Here is an 18,080-nt window from a genome sequence, read left to right as displayed (position 1 = left end):
TTTCCCTTGGAGAAAGAGGACTTTTATTCCTGTTGTCGAAGTAACTATATACAGGTTTTGAAGGAAAGGGTTTTATCAGTTCTTTAGGGGGGGTAAACAATGCTGATAGCAACAGACGCCGTGTTGGCTATGCGTTGCCCTGAGTGCGGAAAAATGGATGTTCATTACTTTTCCCGGTTTGCCTTCCCCAAGGGCAAAGCTGTTTCCATCAACTGTTCCTGCGGCGCCACCAAGATGGAAGTTATCAAAAACCGGTCCAGCTATTTGCTAAAACTGGCCTGCATGGTTTGCGAAAGCGGCCATCTTCTCGAAATTCCCGGAAAGTCGCTTTGGTCCGGGGAAGTAACCCGGCTTTCCTGCCTGGAGACCGACTTGGTAGTGGGTAATATCGGTCCTGTGTCCAAGATTAGCGAAATGATGATGAACAACGGGCAGGAACTGGAAAACTTTTTTGACGAGTTTGGCTATGACAGTTACTTTCACAACTCAAAAATCATGTTTGAAGTGCTGAACCGCCTGCATGAGATTGCCTGCGCCGGCGGATTGTTTTGCCAGTGCGGCAATTACAAGATTGAAGTGGATATTTTCTCGGACAGGCTGGAGCTGCACTGTAAGAATTGTGACAGCATCAATATCGTCTATGCGGAAACAGAAGAGGATTTGAGCGTAATTCAGCAGGTTGAATCAATTGAACTTGCGCGGCATGGATTTAAGTGCCTTGACAGTCTGGCGAACGTAGGCAAGTTAAAAAAAACGCGGCGCAAAAGAAATGAGACATAACGCCTGGGAGTGCGCAAGGTCAATATCGACACTAACATCCGTGAGGCATTTTGCGCGGCAATTCATGATATACTCGCGGCCAGCCCGCTGGAGATTGACCCCCCGCAAGATCCTCGCCCCTGCCAGAGATGCGGCTGTCGCGGTAATCCGTGAAAAGATCCGGGTTCTGGGCAGCGCGGATAGAGCGCCGAAGGGAGGTGTTATAAATTAAGCTGTTTATTGATACGGCAAATGTCGAAGAAATTAGGGAGGCATACGCGCTCGGGGTTATTTGCGGTGTTACCACCAACCCGTCATTAATCGCCAAGGAAGGCCGTAATTTTGCCGAAGTAGTCCGTGAGATTGCTGCAATTGTCGACGGGCCGATCAGCGCCGAGGTAGTCGGCACAGAGGCGTCGGCCATGGTTGAGGAAGCTTTGGAATTGTCCGCCATTCACCCCAATATTGTGATCAAAGTCCCCATGACTGCGGAAGGGTTGAAAGCCACCAGTATATTGGCCGAAAAAGGTGTCCGCACCAATGTTACCCTGATCTTTTCCGCCAACCAGGCCCTCCTGGCCGCCCGTGCCGGAGCTGCTTTCGTCAGCCCGTTTGTAGGCCGTTTGGATGATATCAGCCAGGACGGAATTGAACTGATCTGCGACATAGTTGATATATTCGACCGCTATGCGCTAGCCACCGAGATCATAGCCGCCAGCATCCGCCACCCGGTGCACGTCACTGCTGCGGCAAAGGCCGGCTCTCATATTGCCACGGTTCCATACAAAGTAATTATGCAGATGCTCAAACACCCCTTGACCGATGCCGGTATTAAAAAATTCCTTGAAGACTGGGAGACTGTAAAAAATAAATAAGTGATGATACTAACCTGAAGGAGTAATACGTGTTTTCCGAGAGTAATGTTTACTGCAAGAAAAAAATTGCTTCCAGGCTGGCGGAAGCGGTTAAAGCCTATCACCGCAAGATGATGGAACTGCCGGACTCACCTCAGAAGATAGCCTGTGGTGTAGCCTTGGGATTATCTTTTGATTTTCTCCCGATACCAATCATCAGCATTCCGCTCTCTTATCTGGTAGCCCGCCTGATCCGTTGCAACCCGGTGGCGGCGGTTGCCACAGTGGTATTTTTTAAACTGGCGGTGCCGTTTTTCTTTACCTTGGACCTGATGACGGGAAAGGCCCTGCTGGGGGAGGTAAGCGGACCGGACATTAAAATTGCCGGTGATAGTATGTTTAGCGTTTTATTGTCGGGAATTGCTGAACATGGCTACCCGTTTCTGGTGGGCAGCCTGGTTAACGCTGTGGTGGTTTCTTTGCCTGTGTATTTTTTATTGAAATATTTACTGAAGAGGAAACAACGAAAGGCCGTATAAAATGTGTCCGCCCTGGTTATAAGATCAGTAGACAGGAGTCAGTAGTCAGCAGTCAGAATGAAAGAGCGGTTTATTTATTGATATATTCTGATTGCTGACTACTGAATTCTGGTGTTGTTAAAAAAATAATTTTCTCTTGAGCGGGAGGGGTGCCTTTGAATTATTCCGAGCTTGAGAACAAGACCATGGTTGAGTTATATAAGATCGCCAAAGGTCTTGAGCTGCCGGCATATTATAAATTACGCAAAAAAGAGTTGATCTTTGAAATTCTAAAAGTCCAGACCCAAAAAGACGGCCTGTTGTTTGCGCAAGGTGTGCTGGAAATACTGCCCGATGGTTACGGTTTTCTTAGACCCATGCAGTATTTGCCCAGTCATGACGATATATATGTATCCGCTTCCCAGATCAGACGTTTTGATTTGCGCACCGGTGATCTGGTGGGCGGGCAGGTGCGGAAACCCAAGGAAAGCGAGCGGTATTTTGCCCTGTTGAGAGTGGAACAAGTTAACGGCATAGACCCGGAGCAATCCGGGGAGAGGTTTCATTTCGACGGGCTGACACCCCTCTACCCTATGGAGCGCATCACCCTGGAAACCGAACCGGATAAACTGTCCACCCGCATTATTGATTTAGTATCCCCAATTGGTAAAGGCCAGCGTGGCCTGATTGTATCCCCGCCCAAAGCAGGAAAGACTATTCTCCTTAAAGAAATCGCCAATAGTATTACCAGAAACCACCCGGAAATTGTCTTGATGGTGCTGTTAATAGATGAGCGGCCGGAGGAAGTTACCGACATCGAGCGTTCGGTGAACGGTGAAGTAGTCAGTTCGACCTTTGACGAGCCGCCGGAAAACCATGTGAAAGTGGCGGATATGGTTTTGGAACGGGTAAAACGTCTGGTGGAGCATAAATATGACGTTGTTATCCTTCTTGACAGTATTACCCGCCTGGCGAGAGCCCACAACCTGATCGTGCCGCCCAGCGGCCGCACCCTTTCCGGCGGTGTGGACCCCGCCTCGCTGCATAAGCCAAAACGTTTTTTCGGCGCGGCGCGCAATATCGAGGAAGGCGGCAGTTTGACGATTCTGGCCACGGCCCTGATTGAAACAGGCAGCCGGATGGACGACGTGATCTTTGAAGAATTTAAAGGCACCGGCAATATGGAACTGATTCTGGACAGGCGTCTGGCGGAAAGAAGAGTTTTCCCCGCTATCGATGTGCACCGGTCGGGGACGCGCAAGGAAGAATTGCTGCTGTCAAAAGATGAACTGGAGATGATCTGGCAGTTTCGCAAGGCAACCAGCGGCGCGAATTCGCTGGAAGCTATGGAAATGCTGCTGGAACAAATCAAACGGACCAGGACCAACCGCGATTTGCTGCACGCCTTCCGCCACCTGCGGCGCGCCGAGGCGGTCGCTGCCGGGCGTGCTGAGCCCTCCCGTAGGAATAACTATAACATCGGGACTTAATCATGTATAATATTCACCTTTTCTGGCAAAACTAAGTTTTGTATGGCTTTGAAGAGGTGAATTTTTATGAAACATAAAAATATAATAATGATGCTTGTCGCAAGCGCGGCTATTACCTTGCTGGCTGTCCTGTGGACTGTCTGTCCGGCCGGCGCCCGCCTGGACGAGCGTATTCTTGAGGGAGCGCCTTACGTTACGCCGCCGCCCGCTGTCACAGCCGCAACCCAGAGTATATACGAGGTAAAACCCGGTGACACCCTTTCCGGCATCGCCAGAGGAAAAAGGATGTCCGTGCAGGCTCTAGCAGCGGCAAATGGCCTGGCCGACCCGGACAGCATCCGCGCCGGCCAGCTGATCAAAATGCCCGCGGACGACAGTATCGTGCACCAGATTCAGACAGGGGAAACGCTGCTGAGCATCGCGAAACAGTATAAGGTAGACGTGAACGCGCTTGCATCCCGGAACGGACTGCCGGACGTCAACAGCATTGTCGCCGGCAGACAATTGGTTATCCCGCGCGGCGCTATAAGCCAAGAAACGGCTCTGCCCGTTGCCGGCTCGCTGATAAAGCAGTTGGCCTGGCCGCTGTTAGGCACGATTACCTCGCCTTTCGGCACCAGAGACGGCAAGCCGCACGAAGGCATTGACATCGCCGCTGAGGAGAATACCCCAATGCGGGCTGCCGCCTCCGGCAGGGTGGTCTTCGCCGGCCCCAGGGGAACCTATGGGCTGGCGGTGATTATCGACCACGGCAACGGATTGCGCACGCTTTACGGGCACTGTGCAAAACTGCTTGTAAATGAAGGAAGCATTGTCGATACCAACACCATTATCGCCCTGGTCGGCAGCACCGGCCGTTCTACCGGACCCCACCTGCACCTGGAGGTGCTGCAAAACGGTGTCCCGCTTGACCCGATGATGTGGCTGGGGCGGGGGAGTTACTACAGCTAAATATCAATTTGCAACACAAAAGGGGCTGCCCCAAAAAGCATTTTGGGGGACAGCCCTTTATTATCTTCAGCCTGGTTTACCAGTTCTGACCCTTTACATAGCTACCTGCACAAGATATGATATGGGAAAAAGTCTCGGTCAATGAACCGGAGGGATATCGCATTGTACCACCTGCTGTTTGCCGGGGATGACGGGCAGCTTTATGACCACCGCACCCTGCGCGCCGCCGGCCGGACCGGCGACCGTTTTGTCGAACTGGTGGATGAAGACATGGAAAAACTGCCTTCAGGAGCCTCCCTGGTGCTGGTGCCCGGCGGAACGCCGGTGGGATTGACCAGGGCGGGGCAGTTTACCACCCTTGAGCAAAATCCCTGGGCGGACGGGCGGTCGTGGGCGGTTGGCGCCCTGCTTCCCCAGGGTTATACCCGTACCCTGCTGCCTTCTTATATGCGGCACAAACAAGAGCGGCCGCTGCCTTTGCTCGGTTACACCGCCGTGGCTTGCCGCAACGGCGAGCTTTATGCGGCGGCGCGGCGCACCGACGAGCCCGACCGCTGGAACCCCGCGCACTACGACACCGCGGATCTCCCCGCGCGGGTGCGCGGCAAGCTGGCGTCATTGCCGGAAAACCGCATTCTCAGCCATCTTGCGCATTGTGCCCTGGAGTATCATTGTTTCACCGCCCAAAATATTTTTTACGGCCGCTGGGAGGGCGGGCTTCCGGTTTCACCCGCCTGCAACGCCCGCTGCCTGGGCTGTATATCGCTGCAGCCGGCGGACTGCTGCCCCTCGCCGCAGACGCGTATAAAATTCCGGCCCACTCCCGTGGAAGTGGCCGAAGCGGCGGTTCCTCACCTGGACGGGGGAGAAGGGGCCATCGTTAGTTTCGGGCAGGGCTGTGAAGGAGAGCCGGCGCTGGCGGCGGGCATTATCGCGGAAGCGATCGGGCTTATTCGCGGGGCAACCGGCCTGGGCACGATTAACATGAACAGCAACGGCGGGCATACCGCCGGTGTAAAGGATATTTGCCGGGCCGGCCTGGATGCGATCCGGGTCAGCTTGATCAGCGCCCTTGAGGATACCTACAACGCTTACTACCGGCCGCGGGACTACGGCCTGCCCGATGTTCGCCGTTCACTGGATGCGGCGGCCTCACACGGCGTCTGCACTTCCCTTAATTTGCTGGTCTTGCCCGGCCTGACCGACCGGGCGGATGAAGTAAAAGCTTTGGTGGATTTTGTCGGGGAAGCGGGAGTGGAGCTGGTTCAGCTGCGCAACCTGAATATCGACCCGGACTGGCTTTTTGAGCGTTTACCCGGCGGCGGGGGCGACATTATCGGTGTGACGGGCCTGCTTGAGGCATTGGAAGAAGTGCCGGGGCTGAGCGTGGGCAGCTACAGCCATCCGGTAAGGTAGCAGGTTGTTCTTGCAGGCGGCTGATCGATATGCTACAATAAATAAGTGTATTTTTATAGTAGCGTAGTCAGTATTCAGTAGTCAGACTCCCATGAAGCTTCGCTTCACCATCAGATGCTGAAAATGCTAATAAGCTGAGTTGTTTATTGTCTTGAAATATTCTGAATTCTGACTCCTGAATTCTGGAATACCTGAATAGCAATGCTCCATTTAGGAAAAGAGGTGAAACCCGATGAAAGAAGGTATACATCCGAAATATGGGAAAGCCAAGGTGACCTGTGTTTGTGGCGAGAGCTTTGAAACAGGCTCAACCAAACCGGAAATCCGGGTGGAAATCTGTTCAAAGTGCCACCCGTTTTACACCGGAACGCAACGAACCATAGATACTGGCGGGAGAGCCGAGCGCTTCCGTAAAAAATACGGCTTGACGAAGTAGGACAGGTAGCAGGGCGGGCGCTCTGCTATTTCTGATTTAAGCGTGCAGTCAGTGTTTGTTATAAAGAGGTGTAAGCTATGGACAATAAATACCCTTATGGAGGCCAGGCGGTAATTGAGGGAGTAATGATGCGCGGCCCTGATTCACGCGCCGTCGCCGTGCGCCTGCCGGACCAGACTATTGCGGTGGACAAAAAGCCGGTGGGCTCGCTGACCAAGCGGGTGCCGGTCTTAAAGTGGCCGCTGGTGCGGGGCGTGGTGGTGCTGATCGAATCCCTGGTGCTCGGCATAGAGGCGCTGACCTATTCGGCTAACCAGGCCGTCGGTGAAGATGAAGAGCTGACCACGAAAGAAATCGTTTTCACTATCGGCGCGGCGCTGGGGCTGGCCGTGCTTCTTTTTGCCCTCCTGCCCGTTGCTATGGCTCATTTTCTGCATAGTATTGTTCCTGGAAGCTTTTTACAGAGCCTGATTGAAGGAGTTTTCCGCATTGCCATCTTTCTGGCCTACGTGGTCGCCATCGGCCGGCTGGAGGATATCAAGCGTGTTTTTCAGTACCACGGGGCCGAACATAAAGTGATTAACGCCTATGAGGCCGGAGACGAACTGTCCGTGGGGCAGGTGCAGCGGCACTCCACCGCTCATCCCCGCTGCGGTACAAGTTTTATTTTAATCGTGCTGGTGATCAGCATTCTGATATTTTCCCTGCTGGGCCATCAGGTCCTGTGGTGGCGGATTCTCTCCCGGGTGCTTCTATTGCCCGTGATTGCGGGGATTTCCTACGAATTGGTTAAACTATCAGGTAGATACGCCAGTGTTCCCTGGTGCCGCTGCCTGATCGCGCCGGGTCTTTGGCTGCAAAAATTAACAACCAGCCAGCCGGACGACGGGCAGGTGGAAGTGGCGATAACTGCCTTCGGGGCAGTGCTTAAGGCGGGTGAGTAGAAATGCTGGAGAAATTGTCGGCCCTGGAGGAAAAGTACGAGGAACTGAGTAAATTGATCGCCGCCCCGGAGGTAATTGCCGACCTGGGGCGCTGGCAGCAATATGTCAAGGCCCATGCCGATCTTGCCGACGTGGTCGGCGTGTACAAAGAATATAAGAAAACAGCTAAGGAAATTCAGGAGACACAGGCAATCCTGGATGAAGAGTCGGACGGGGACATACTGGATATGGCCCGGGCCGAACTTGAACAATTGCTTGCAGTAAAGTCGGACCTGGAATTGAAGCTGAAAGTGCTGCTGCTGCCCAAGGACCCAAACGATGAGAAGAACGTGATCATGGAAATACGCGCCGGGACAGGCGGTGAAGAAGCGGCTTTGTTCGCGGCCGACCTGTTTCGCATGTACGCGCGCTTCGCGGAAACTCAGGGCTGGAAAACTGAAATATTAAGCGCCAATTACACCGATATCGGCGGTTTTAAAGAAGTAGTCTTTAACATTGAGGGACGCGGCGCTTACAGCAGGCTGAAATTCGAAAGCGGCACACACCGGGTGCAGCGGATTCCCACCACCGAGTCCGGCGGGCGAATTCACACATCGGCGGCCACGGTGGCGGTTTTGCCCGAGGCCGAGGAGGTGGACGTGGAGATTGACCCGAATGACCTGCGCATAGATGTGTTCTGCGCTTCCGGCCATGGCGGCCAGTCGGTGAACACAACCCAGTCCGCCGTTCGGATAACCCATATCCCGACCGGAATAGTCGTTTCCATGCAGGATGAAAAATCACAGCATAAAAATAAGGACAGGGCGATGAAGGTGCTGATGGCGCGCTTGCTTGACCGGGCCCAGACCGAACACCAGCAAAGGCTGGCCAGCACCCGCAAGTCAATGGTCGGGTCTGGTGACCGCAGTGAGCGGATCCGTACTTATAATTTCCCCCAGAACCGGGTGACCGACCACCGGATCGGCCTTACTCTGCACCGCCTGGACGGAGTTCTGGAAGGCGACCTGGGCGAGGTTATCGAGACCTTGATCACTACCGACCAGGCTGAGCAGCTCAAACAAGTGGAATAATCATGACAACTGTCAGAGAAGCCCTGCGCAAGGCCGGGCAAAAGTTGAGAGAAAGCGGCGCCGGCACTCCCGCCCTGGACGCCGGGGTGCTGCTCGGTCATGTGACCGGCCATAACCGCGCCGGACTTTACCAGGACTGGGAGCGCGAGCTCCCGCCGGAAGCGGAAGCCCGGTTTTTTACCCTGATCGCCAGGCGGGAGGCGGGCGAGCCGGTAGCCTACCTGACCGGGCGCAGAGAATTTATGGGATTGGATTTTACTGTCAATAACTCTGTCCTGATCCCCAGGCCGGAAACCGAACTGCTGGTTGAAACGGCAATTCACCTGGCCGGGGCCGGTGATATTATCGTTGACGCCGGCACTGGCTGTGGGGCTATTGCGATTAGTCTGGCCGTATTTTTACCGCAGGCAGTGGTTTACGCTACCGACCAGTCGCCCGACGCTATCGAGGTGGCCCGGCTTAACGCTGTTTCGCACGGTGTTGAGCGGCGCGTGTCATTTTTACATGGTGATCTGCTCGCACCGTTAGCCGGACTGGGGTTGGCCGGGCGGGTGGACTTGATTGCGGCCAATCTGCCTTATATCGCCACGCGTGAACTCGGCGCGCTGCCGCGGGAGGTGCGGCTGTATGAGCCGGTGACCGCCCTGGACGGCGGCGCAGACGGTCTGGACCTGTACCGGCGGTTGATTCCCGCCGCGGCAGACATGCTCAAGCCGGGCGGCAGCCTGCTAATGGAAATAGGCAGCGGCCAGCGCGCAGCCGTGGCCGGCCTCTTGAGTCCCCCGTGGTGGGACACAGTGGTCCTGCAGGACCTGGCCGGACTGGACAGATTGGCGGTAGCCCGCCTCGCGCCGGACTTCAGCCGATAGCGAACCGTGTTGGCGGGAGAGATAAGGGACGATTCTCTGTTTTGTCCGGCGCTGTAAAAGCAGTATAGATTTAAACCAGCAGGACCGTTTTCTTGTCAGGAGAACCGTCCCCTTGACACTCTTGACACCGAGGTATTTATGCTTAATAAGAAGATAAACACAAAATACATAACCGTAGACCCTTTTCATCCGGAATCCGGCCCCCTGGAAGAGGGCGGGTCCGTATTGAGGCGGGGCGGGCTGGTGGCATTCCCCACTGAAACCGTGTACGGTCTCGGGGCGAACGCTCTGGACGGGCGGGCTGTGGCCGGGATATTCGCAGCAAAAGGGCGTCCCCAGGATAATCCTTTGATTGTCCATGTCGCAGGCCCGGAGGCGGTGGGCGGACTCGTTAAAAAGACTACCGGCGCGGCGGAAGCGTTGATGAACGCCTTTTGGCCCGGCCCGCTGACGATAATATTGCCGGTTGGCGAAGCAGTGCCGGCTCAAGTTACCGCCGGTCTGGGCACTGTCGCCGTGCGCATGCCGGCACACCCGGTGGCGCTGGGTTTGCTGCGCGCGGCCGGTGTACCCGTCGCCGCGCCCAGCGCCAATACTTCCGGGCGGCCCAGCCCGACGACCGCCCGCCATGTTTTAAGCGATCTGGCCGGGCGGATTGACTTAATCATTGACGGCGGACCGGCGGGAGTGGGAGTGGAATCAACGGTCGTTGACCTGACCGTCCCGGTGCCGCTGGTGCTGAGGCCGGGCGGGATTACCCCGGAGGATTTGAGCAGAGTCCTGGACGCCGTGGCGGTGGATCCCGCGGCGCGGTCCGGGTTTCAAGGCAAAAGCCGGCCGCGTTCTCCCGGTATGAAGTACACCCACTACGCGCCGCGCGCGCCGCTCTTTTTGATTGAAGGCGAAGTAAAAGCCGCAGCGGCGAAAATTATGGATTTGGCGAAGGAGTACCGGGCGCGAGGCTGCCGGGTGGGAATCCTTGCCTATAAAGATGGGGAGGATTTTTCCGCCGCCGGGGAGGTTGTTACGGCCGGGCGCCGGGACAGACCTGAAACAGTGGCCGCGGCTTTGTACGCAACCTTGCGCCGCTTTGACGAGATGGAAGTCGACGTCATCCTGGCGGAAGGACTGGCGGACCAAGGTATCGGCCTGGCGGTAATGAACCGGCTGCGCAAGGCGGCGGGGGGAAAAATTATTAGAGTATAGGGACAGCACTCCTGAATTCCGAGTACTGCTATTTTATGAAGTTAGCGAGGGTGATCCTATGGAACTGCTTTTTGTCTGCACGGGCAACACTTGCCGCAGCAGTATGGCGGAGGCGCTGGCACGCAAGATTTTGGCGGAGCGCCCGGCAGGTTCGGGGAAAATGACGGTTTCTTCAGCCGGCGTGGAGGCCTGGCAAGACGCGCCCGCGTCCCCGGAAGCGTTGGAAACGCTGGCTGGGATGGGAATTGACCTCACGGAGCACCGCGCCACCCGCCTGACGGCTGAAATAGCCGGCCGGGCCGGACTAATCCTGACCATGACCCTGGCGCAGCGTAATTATATCCTGAGCGTATTTCCGCAAGCAGCCGGCAAAGTGTTCACTCTTAGCGAATTCACCGGGGCGGACGGGGATGTGCCCGACCCGGTCGGCCAGCCTGTGGCAGTCTACCGCCGGTGTGCGGAAAGGTTGGAATCTCTGATATCCCGCGCTTTAGACCGGCTTGCGGCAAGCCCCGAGGGATTTTTTGCCCAAAATTAGAGGAATTTTTCCGATTTCTGTCGAAATATCCTTAGCGTAAGCGAGTTTATAGGCGAGTTTAGGCAAGTTTATTCTTGTTAAAAAGGAGTCATTAATAATGAAAGTTGCCCTAGCCAGCGATCACGGGGGATTTAGACTCAAGGAAGAAGTTGCCGCTTTTTTTCATGATACTGGTGTTGAATTCAAGGACTTCGGCACTTTTTCCGAGGAAGCGGTGGATTATCCCGACCTGGCCTTGGTAGTGGCGGAAGCGGTGCGCGGCGGTGATTTCGACCGTGGTGTGCTCTGCTGCGGAACAGGCATCGGAGTGGCCATCTCCGCCAATAAAGTCCCGGGCGTCAGAGCGGCATTGTGCCATGACACTTTTTCCGCCAGGGCGTCACGGGAGCATAATTGCGCTAATATATTGACCATGGGACAGCGGGTGATCGGTCCCGGCCTGGCGCGTGATATTGTATCGGCTTGGCTCCAGGCGGAATTCCAAGGGGGGCGGCACGCCCGCAGGATCAGTAAAATAGAAGCCATTGAGCAAAAATATAATCGATGTAGCCGGTAGGTAGTACCCGGCAGTGGGGAGGATTGTTTTATATGAGTTTGTTGCGCCCTTTGTCTGAAGTCGATCCGGAGATATTCCGCGCTATTGAGCAAGAAACGCAGCGGCAGCGCCGGACTCTCGAGCTGATCGCTTCAGAAAACGCAGCCAGCCGGGCGGTGATGGAGGCTCAGGGCTCGGTTCTGACCAACAAGTATGCCGAAGGTTATCCCGGAAAACGTTATTACGGCGGTTGCGAGTTTGTGGATGTAGCCGAAAGCTTGGCTATTTCACGCGCCAGAAAGCTGTTTGGGGCCGAGTTCGCCAATGTGCAGCCCCATTCCGGGGCGCAGGCAAACACGGCTGTTTACTTTGCCTTATTAAGTCCCGGGGATACCATCTTAGGTATGGACCTGGCCCACGGCGGCCACCTGACCCATGGCAGCCCCATCAATATATCAGGCAAGTATTTTAATTTTGTCTTTTACGGTGTGGATAAAGAAACCGGCCGGATTGATTATGAAAAAGTCCGGGCTATCGCCGGAGAGCACAAGCCGAAATTGATTATCGCCGGCGCCAGTTCTTATCCCCGCGCCATTGACTTTGCCCGTTTCGGTGAAATCGCCGCGGCAGTGGGGGCTTACCTGATGGTAGACATGGCCCATATCGCCGGGCTGGTGGCGGCCGGGCTGCATATGAGCCCTGTTCCATACTCCGACGTGGTTACCACCACCACTCATAAAACCCTGCGCGGGCCCAGGGGCGGCTTGATTCTCTGCCGTGAGAAGTACGGCGCCCAGATAAACAAGTCGGTTTTCCCGGGCATTCAAGGCGGGCCGCTGATGCATGTGATCGCCTCCAAAGCGGTGGCGTTTAAAGAAGCGATGGAGCCGGATTTTAAAGAATATCAGCAAAGAGTGGTCAACAATGCCGCCGCGCTGGCCGCCGCCCTGCTGGAGCGGGGCTTTGAGGTTGTTTCCGGCGGCACGGACAACCACCTGATCCTGGTTGACCTGCGCAGCAAGAACATTACCGGTAAAGAGGCGCAAGAACTGATGGATGCCGTAGGCGTGACAGTGAATAAGAACCCCATCCCGTTCGACCCGCTGCCGCCTAACACTTCCAGCGGCATCCGCATCGGCACGCCCGCGGTTACCACCCGCGGGCTGAAAGAGGAAGACATGGTCCAGATTGCCGAAATTATGGACTATGCCGTCGCCAACCGCAACGACGGGGCAAAGTTGGCCAAAGCCCGGGCGAAGGTGAGCGAGATGTGCGACAAGTATCCTTTGTACTAAGGTGTTGATCTTTATGGAACGGCCGGGTTGGGACCGGTATTTCATGGACATTACCAGAGTTGTGGCCAACCGGTCCACCTGTCTGCGGCGGCGCGTTGGCGCCGTTCTCGTTAAAGACAGGCGGATCTTGGCCAGCGGTTATAACGGGGCCCCCGCCGGATTAAAGCATTGCCTGGATATCGGCTGTTTGCGCGAGCGGTTGGGCGTGCCTTCCGGCGAGCGCCACGAACTATGCCGCGGGCTGCACGCCGAACAAAACGCCGTGATCCAGGCTGCCGTGCATGGTATCGCCATCAAGGGGGCGACTTGTTACGTCACCCACCAGCCCTGCCTGCTCTGTGCGAAAATTATGATCAACGCCGGCGTCGGGAAGGTGGTTTTCCAGGGTGATTATCCCGACCTCTCGGCGCAGGAGATATTTGATGAGGCAGGAGTGGAACTGGTCAGGTATGTCCAGGAATCAGGAGTCGGGGTTAAGGAGTCGGAATAAGGAAAAGGCCTTTCGTTTTGAGCATTCTGACTCTGCCAACTGAATAACTATTATATGTAACTCTCGGGGCTCAGTAATGAGAGAATGAGAAAGGTAGTTGTATCCTTTGCTGAAAGTGATCACAGTTTTCGGGACCAGGCCGGAGGCGATTAAAATGGCTCCCCTGGTAAAAGAGTTGGCGAAACACCGGGACGATATGGAATGTAAAGTGGCTGTTACCGCCCAGCACCGGGAGATGCTGGACCAGGTGCTCGATCTGTTTGAAATAGTGCCTCACTACGACCTGGATATTATGCGCCGGCAGCAAAGTCTTTTTGACATCACCAGCCGGGCGCTGACCGGGCTGCGGGAAGTATTCCAAAAGGAGAAACCCGGTCTGGTCCTGGTCCACGGCGATACAACCACCACCTTTGTGGCCGCCCTGGCTGCTTACTACCTGCAGATTCCGGTGGGACATGTTGAAGCCGGCCTGCGGACGCGTGACAAGTATTCCCCCTTTCCGGAGGAGATCAACCGCCACTTGACCGGCGTGCTGGCCGACCTGCACTTCGCCCCCACGGCCAACGCCAGGCAAAACCTGCTTGACGAGGGAGTGTCCGGGGAAAACATATATGTGACGGGGAATACCGTAATCGACGCTCTGCTGGCCACTGTGCGGCCGGGCTACATTTTTGCCGACCGGGTATTGAGCCGGATTGATTACGCGAAACAAAGGGTTCTGCTGGTTACGACCCACCGCAGGGAGAACCTGGGCGGGCCGATGCGCGAGATATACCGGGCGCTGGGGGAAGTGACGGAAAACTACCGCGATGTGGAAGTTGTCTTTCCGGTGCATAAAAACCCTCTGGTTAGAAGTGTGGTGGAAGAAGAGCTGGGCGGGCGGGACCGCATTCATTTGATTGAACCTCTGGACTACCAGCCGTTCGCCAATCTGATCAACCGCAGTTACCTTGTTTTAAGCGACTCCGGCGGCCTCCAGGAAGAGGCTCCCGCGTTGGGCAAGCCCGTTTTAGTGCTGCGCAGCACGACCGAGCGGCCTGAGGCGGTAGACGCCGGCACTGTCCGGCTGGTGGGCACCGCCAGAGAGGCGGTGTTGTCCGAGACCAGGCGCCTGCTGGAGGACCACGAATGCTACGGGAAAATGGCCAACGCCGTCAACCCCTATGGCGACGGGCTTGCTTCACGGCGAATCGTACAAGCAATCAAACACAAGTTTGGCATTTCTAAAGAACGAATGCAGGAGTTTTGCCTTCATAAATTTTAGATGTAACTGCATAGTAAACAGCAGGCAGGATAAGGTATGTTTAATGCCTTAAATATTCTGACCCCTGACTGCTGACTGCTGAATAATTTAATTTCCAAATAAAATTTTATTTTTTCTTGGAGGAATAGTATAAAAAGTGTAGAAGCAATATATGTTGAGGGTGATTCAGGGGGTAGGCCGGGTGGACGGTAGCCGGCGCGCGTGTTCACTTGGGCGTGATCCGCTGATTAAGTATGCAGAAGAAAAAAGACTTTGATAAAGATGATAAAGATATAGAAAAACGGGACCAGCGGTGGGCGCTTCAGGCAATGGGCCTAACCACTGCTATCGGCACGGAGCTTGCCGTTACAGTTGTGTCCGGTTACTACTGCGGGCAGTTTTTGGACCGTCATTTCGGCACCGGGCCCTGGCTCATGCTGGCCGGGGTTATTGCCGGTATCGCGATTGGGATTACCGGCATATATAAAACCCTGCAGAGGTTTTTTGGGGAGAGGAAGTAAGCATAATGCGAGACTGGGATTTTGCTGGCCAGTTAGCTAGGACATTGCGCATATCCGGCTTTCTTTTAGCGTTCTATTGCTTCGTGCTGTTGCTGCAGCCGAAAAATCCTGTTGTTTGGGGTTTTCTGGTGGGTACGGCCACGGGTATGTGGAATGCTTTTTTTCTGAATAAAAGACTGCAGGCCCTTTCCCGGGGGAACTTGCTCCGCGCCAAAGCACAATTGCTGGCCGGTGTTTTCCTGCGGCTTCTCATCATCATGGCGGTCTTGTATTTTGTTTCCAGAACAGGTTTTGCCAATATTTACGCGGCCGCGGCCGGGATTTTCGTGGTTCCGTGCATCTTTACTTTTGGTATGGCGGGTGCCTTGCTGAAGGGAAGCGGCCTTGCCGGCTCTTTGAAATATAAGTCAGTAACTACGCAGGACTCAGGAGTCAGAAGCCGGGAGTAAGTATGAGAGAGATGATTTTAAGGATACATCATTTTTTTTTACCGTTAAAGAATTTGGGATGATTGCAAGGGCATAAGGATACTTAATTCGAACATTTATGGGAGGAAATCACATCATATATTGAGTGATAAGCAAATTTAGTGTGCACCAAATCCAGCTATATCAATGGATTTGAGTTATGCAGATGGCTATCATTTAAAGAGAAGGAGGTGAGAAAAGAATATGTTAAGCATGGCAGAAGTTGAAGAGAGGCTAGATATTTGGGGAAACGTTTTTCATTTCTGGGAGTTGGATGAGCACGGGCATCAAATACTTTGGAATTTAAACATAGGCGGCATGCATTTTGAGTTTATCCCAAAAGTAATGGTGATGACCTGGCTGACAATGATCCTGGTGGCGCTTTTTGCCATTGTCGCCACCCGCAATATGGATATGCGGCGGCCGCGCGGGGTGCAAAATGTCTTTGAGATGATGTTTGAGGGAATCAGGAATCTGGTCAACCAGAACATGGACCCGCAAAAAGGAGCGGGTATCATCGGTGTGGTTATTACGTTCTTTATCTTTATCCTGTTTTCCAACATTCTTGGACTTGTACCGACGCTCAGTTCCCCAACAGCCAATCCCAACACCACTTTCGCGCTATCCCTGACTACTTTCGCGCTAATGTATTATTACGGATTGAAGTACAAAGGCGCCGGCTACTTTAAACATTTTGTCACGCCTTATGTTTTTTTCCTTCCAATTAATTTGATCGAAGAGTTTTCCAAGCCGGTCACGCTGGCCTTCCGTCTTTACGGGAATATTTACGGCGGTGAAGTGATGCTGATAGTTTTACTGGGGCTGTTTGGAATGTGGGCCGACTTGCTGGGAGGCTTTATCGCTTCGGTAGTATGGCTGGCCTTCAGTATTTTCGTTGGCTGCATCCAGGCGTTTATCTTTACCATGCTTTCTATCGTATATATTTCCATAGCTACCGCGGATCATTAGCCAAACTTTAAATGATACCAAGTCTCTTAAAAAAACAGGTTAAGTATAACATTTAATGAAAGGATGGGAATTTTAAATGGAAAACGGAATGTTACAAGCTGGAGCCGCTATTGGTTGTGCTATTGCTATCGGCCTGGGCGCATGCGGCGCCGCTATCGGTGACGGTGTCATGACCGGTAAAGCGATTGAGGCGATTGCCCGCCAGCCGGAAGCCAGGGGATCAACAATGACCTTGCTGTTTATTTCTCTCGGTCTGATTGAGGCTCTGCCGGTTATCTCGATTGTTATTGCCTTCATGCTGTGGGGCAAGGTTGGTGGCTGAGAAAAGACATCAGTCGCCGGAAGCCGGATGCCGGCCATTGTTTGACGCCTGGCGGCAGGCGGCCGGATTTGCGGCGTGCGGCGGTTGGTTTCATTGACCTCCGGCCCCTAACGACCGAATTTACGTTTGACGTCCGGTGTCAGACGTGCGAATGGAGGGGAAAAAGTTTTGGAAAATTTTCCAAATGCGACCCTGCTGGCGCAGGTGTTTCACTTTATTTTGTTATTGATCTTCCTTAAATTTGTCGCGTACAAGCCCTTGACCAAACTACTCTCCGACCGTCAAAAGCTTATTGCCGACAGCATCGCGGCCGCCGAGCAGGAAAGGGAGCAAGCTGAGCAATATAAAGCAGAATTTGAGGCGGAATTGCGCCGCGCCCGCGAGCATGCCCAGGAGATTATCCAGAAAGCTACCAAAGCGGGTGAGGAGCAGGCTGTTGAAATCATTGAAAGCGCCAAGGAAGAGGCAAAGAGGCTGAAAGATTCAGCCCTTGTCGAGATCCAGCGTGAAAAAGACAAGGCTGTTGCCGAGATGCGCGACCAGGCCGCGAGTCTGGCCATTCTTGTGGCAGGCAAGATCCTGGAGCGCCAGATTGACGACAACATCCAGCACGAGCTGGTCCAGGAGTTCGTTAAAGAGGCAGGGGAGCTGCTATGCTAAAAGGGGCTGTAGCAGGACGCTACTCGGCGGCGTTATATGATCTCGCCGTGGAATCGAATCAAGTTGACCAAATAGAAGAGGAATTAAAAGCCGTAGACACGATCCTTCAGGAGAACACCGACCTGCAAAAAGTGCTGTACCACCCCCAGATTACGGCTGCCGCGAAAAAGGAACTGCTCGACCAGCTGTTTAAGGGGAAAATATCCGAGTTGACCCTTAACTTCATTAAATTGCTGGTGGATCGCCGGCGGGAAACATTTTTGGGGGATATCGCGTCGGAGTTCATCGCCAAGGCCAACGCGGCGCGTAACATTGTGGAGGTCCGGGTCACATCGGTGGTAGACTTGAAAGATCAGGAAAAAGGCGAATTCGACCAGTTGCTGGCCAAGCTGACCGGCAAAAAAGTGCAGGTTTCTTATGCTACCGATCCATCTCTGCTCGGAGGAGTGCTGATCCGGATCGGGGACAAGGTAATTGACGGCACGATCAAGGCCAAGTTGGCTGCCCTCGGAGATCGTCTCAAGCAA

Annotated in this window: 22 protein-coding genes and 1 pseudogene; all 23 read left to right on the top strand. The window is 54.3% G+C overall.

Annotation, left to right across the window (positions count from 1 at the left end; all coding sequences use genetic code 11):
• Window positions 1-99 precede the first annotated feature (99 nt).
• Window positions 100-780, top strand: a complete 681-nt coding sequence (locus tag A4E54_RS02645) for a hypothetical protein (RefSeq protein ID WP_240083139.1) — start codon at window positions 100-102, stop codon at window positions 778-780.
• 3 nt (window positions 781-783) lie between these two features.
• A pseudogene (locus A4E54_RS02640) lies at window positions 784-991 on the top strand (class II fructose-bisphosphate aldolase); the annotation flags it as partial.
• Window positions 987-1,634, top strand: a complete 648-nt coding sequence (gene fsa / locus A4E54_RS02635; RefSeq protein WP_240083180.1) for a fructose-6-phosphate aldolase — start codon at window positions 987-989, stop codon at window positions 1,632-1,634. The pseudogene A4E54_RS02640 and the gene fsa, both read left to right, overlap by 5 nt.
• A 29-nt stretch (window positions 1,635-1,663) precedes the next feature.
• Entirely contained in the window at window positions 1,664-2,152 is a 489-nt protein-coding gene (locus A4E54_RS02630; protein WP_240083140.1) for a DUF2062 domain-containing protein, read from the top strand.
• 155 nt (window positions 2,153-2,307) lie between these two features.
• Window positions 2,308-3,621 (top strand): transcription termination factor Rho, encoded by a 1,314-nt coding sequence (gene rho, locus A4E54_RS02625; protein ID WP_240083141.1) that lies wholly within the window; start codon window positions 2,308-2,310, stop codon window positions 3,619-3,621.
• Between the two features lie 66 nt (window positions 3,622-3,687).
• Complete coding sequence (locus A4E54_RS02620) at window positions 3,688-4,572, top strand: peptidoglycan DD-metalloendopeptidase family protein (RefSeq protein ID WP_240083142.1); 885 nt, start codon at window positions 3,688-3,690, stop codon at window positions 4,570-4,572.
• A 162-nt stretch (window positions 4,573-4,734) separates the two neighbouring features.
• Entirely contained in the window at window positions 4,735-5,988 is a 1,254-nt protein-coding gene (locus A4E54_RS02615) for a radical SAM family protein (RefSeq protein ID WP_286724192.1), read from the top strand.
• Between the two features lie 232 nt (window positions 5,989-6,220).
• Window positions 6,221-6,424, top strand: coding sequence for a 50S ribosomal protein L31 (rpmE, locus tag A4E54_RS02610; protein ID WP_240083144.1), 204 nt, complete (start codon window positions 6,221-6,223; stop codon window positions 6,422-6,424).
• Between the two features lie 77 nt (window positions 6,425-6,501).
• Entirely contained in the window at window positions 6,502-7,368 is an 867-nt protein-coding gene (locus A4E54_RS02605; protein WP_240083145.1) for a DUF1385 domain-containing protein, read from the top strand.
• A gap of 2 nt (window positions 7,369-7,370) precedes the next feature.
• Window positions 7,371-8,438 (top strand): peptide chain release factor 1, encoded by a 1,068-nt coding sequence (gene prfA / locus A4E54_RS02600; RefSeq protein WP_286724187.1) that lies wholly within the window; start codon window positions 7,371-7,373, stop codon window positions 8,436-8,438.
• A 2-nt stretch (window positions 8,439-8,440) separates the two neighbouring features.
• On the top strand, window positions 8,441-9,307 hold the full coding sequence (gene prmC, locus A4E54_RS02595) for a peptide chain release factor N(5)-glutamine methyltransferase (protein ID WP_240083147.1): 867 nt from the start codon (window positions 8,441-8,443) through the stop codon (window positions 9,305-9,307).
• Between the two features lie 138 nt (window positions 9,308-9,445).
• Window positions 9,446-10,513, top strand: a complete 1,068-nt coding sequence (locus A4E54_RS02590) for an L-threonylcarbamoyladenylate synthase (protein WP_240083148.1) — start codon at window positions 9,446-9,448, stop codon at window positions 10,511-10,513.
• A 58-nt stretch (window positions 10,514-10,571) separates the two neighbouring features.
• Window positions 10,572-11,051: a low molecular weight protein arginine phosphatase gene (locus tag A4E54_RS02585; protein ID WP_286724184.1), complete on the top strand. Its 480-nt coding sequence runs from the start codon at window positions 10,572-10,574 to the stop codon at window positions 11,049-11,051.
• Between the two features lie 97 nt (window positions 11,052-11,148).
• Window positions 11,149-11,607 (top strand): ribose 5-phosphate isomerase B, encoded by a 459-nt coding sequence (rpiB, locus tag A4E54_RS02580; RefSeq protein WP_248285915.1) that lies wholly within the window; start codon window positions 11,149-11,151, stop codon window positions 11,605-11,607.
• 32 nt (window positions 11,608-11,639) lie between these two features.
• Window positions 11,640-12,881 carry a serine hydroxymethyltransferase gene (glyA, locus tag A4E54_RS02575; protein WP_286724182.1) on the top strand — a complete coding sequence of 414 codons (1,242 nt, stop codon included), beginning with the start codon at window positions 11,640-11,642 and terminating at the stop codon, window positions 12,879-12,881.
• A 13-nt stretch (window positions 12,882-12,894) separates the two neighbouring features.
• Window positions 12,895-13,371, top strand: a complete 477-nt coding sequence (locus A4E54_RS02570) for a deoxycytidylate deaminase (RefSeq protein WP_282442317.1) — start codon at window positions 12,895-12,897, stop codon at window positions 13,369-13,371.
• 106 nt (window positions 13,372-13,477) lie between these two features.
• Window positions 13,478-14,635, top strand: coding sequence for a non-hydrolyzing UDP-N-acetylglucosamine 2-epimerase (wecB, locus tag A4E54_RS02565; protein ID WP_286724177.1), 1,158 nt, complete (start codon window positions 13,478-13,480; stop codon window positions 14,633-14,635).
• Window positions 14,636-14,868: 233 nt separating this feature from the next.
• Complete coding sequence (locus A4E54_RS02560; protein ID WP_240083153.1) at window positions 14,869-15,135, top strand: AtpZ/AtpI family protein; 267 nt, start codon at window positions 14,869-14,871, stop codon at window positions 15,133-15,135.
• A gap of 5 nt (window positions 15,136-15,140) precedes the next feature.
• Complete coding sequence (locus A4E54_RS02555; RefSeq protein ID WP_286724175.1) at window positions 15,141-15,584, top strand: ATP synthase subunit I; 444 nt, start codon at window positions 15,141-15,143, stop codon at window positions 15,582-15,584.
• A gap of 222 nt (window positions 15,585-15,806) precedes the next feature.
• The gene (gene atpB, locus A4E54_RS02550) at window positions 15,807-16,571 is read left to right on the top strand and encodes a F0F1 ATP synthase subunit A (RefSeq protein WP_240083155.1); all 765 of its coding nucleotides are present in this window, start codon (window positions 15,807-15,809) and stop codon (window positions 16,569-16,571) included.
• An 88-nt stretch (window positions 16,572-16,659) separates the two neighbouring features.
• Entirely contained in the window at window positions 16,660-16,893 is a 234-nt protein-coding gene (gene atpE / locus A4E54_RS02545) for a F0F1 ATP synthase subunit C (RefSeq protein WP_240083156.1), read from the top strand.
• A 168-nt stretch (window positions 16,894-17,061) separates the two neighbouring features.
• A complete protein-coding gene (gene atpF, locus A4E54_RS02540; protein WP_240083157.1) occupies window positions 17,062-17,553 on the top strand; it encodes a F0F1 ATP synthase subunit B in 492 nt (163 codons plus the stop codon).
• Window positions 17,547-18,080, top strand: a 534-nt coding sequence (locus A4E54_RS02535) for a F0F1 ATP synthase subunit delta (RefSeq protein WP_286724166.1), incomplete at its 3' end; no start/stop codon positions are given. The genes atpF and A4E54_RS02535, both read left to right, overlap by 7 nt.

The organism is Pelotomaculum sp. PtaB.Bin117 (assembly GCF_002067195.1).
In the GTDB taxonomy this organism is placed as follows: Bacteria; Bacillota; Desulfotomaculia; order Desulfotomaculales; family Pelotomaculaceae; genus Pelotomaculum_D; species Pelotomaculum_D terephthalicicum.
This window is presented reverse-complemented; position numbering and strand designations above follow the sequence as displayed.

Coding starts and splice junctions, on each gene's coding strand:
- prfA (WP_286724187.1), top strand. CDS start 7,371: ATGCTGGAGAAATTGTCGGCCCTGGAGGAAAAGTACGAGGAACTGAGT.
- A4E54_RS02620 (WP_240083142.1), top strand. CDS start 3,688: ATGAAACATAAAAATATAATAATGATGCTTGTCGCAAGCGCGGCTATT.
- A4E54_RS02585 (WP_286724184.1), top strand. CDS start 10,572: ATGGAACTGCTTTTTGTCTGCACGGGCAACACTTGCCGCAGCAGTATG.
- atpE (WP_240083156.1), top strand. CDS start 16,660: ATGTTACAAGCTGGAGCCGCTATTGGTTGTGCTATTGCTATCGGCCTG.
- prmC (WP_240083147.1), top strand. CDS start 8,441: ATGACAACTGTCAGAGAAGCCCTGCGCAAGGCCGGGCAAAAGTTGAGA.
- A4E54_RS02590 (WP_240083148.1), top strand. CDS start 9,446: ATGCTTAATAAGAAGATAAACACAAAATACATAACCGTAGACCCTTTT.
- A4E54_RS02605 (WP_240083145.1), top strand. CDS start 6,502: ATGGACAATAAATACCCTTATGGAGGCCAGGCGGTAATTGAGGGAGTA.
- rpmE (WP_240083144.1), top strand. CDS start 6,221: ATGAAAGAAGGTATACATCCGAAATATGGGAAAGCCAAGGTGACCTGT.
- atpB (WP_240083155.1), top strand. CDS start 15,807: ATGTTAAGCATGGCAGAAGTTGAAGAGAGGCTAGATATTTGGGGAAAC.
- A4E54_RS02570 (WP_282442317.1), top strand. CDS start 12,895: ATGGAACGGCCGGGTTGGGACCGGTATTTCATGGACATTACCAGAGTT.
- A4E54_RS02645 (WP_240083139.1), top strand. CDS start 100: ATGCTGATAGCAACAGACGCCGTGTTGGCTATGCGTTGCCCTGAGTGC.
- A4E54_RS02560 (WP_240083153.1), top strand. CDS start 14,869: ATGCAGAAGAAAAAAGACTTTGATAAAGATGATAAAGATATAGAAAAA.
- rpiB (WP_248285915.1), top strand. CDS start 11,149: ATGAAAGTTGCCCTAGCCAGCGATCACGGGGGATTTAGACTCAAGGAA.
- glyA (WP_286724182.1), top strand. CDS start 11,640: ATGAGTTTGTTGCGCCCTTTGTCTGAAGTCGATCCGGAGATATTCCGC.
- A4E54_RS02555 (WP_286724175.1), top strand. CDS start 15,141: ATGCGAGACTGGGATTTTGCTGGCCAGTTAGCTAGGACATTGCGCATA.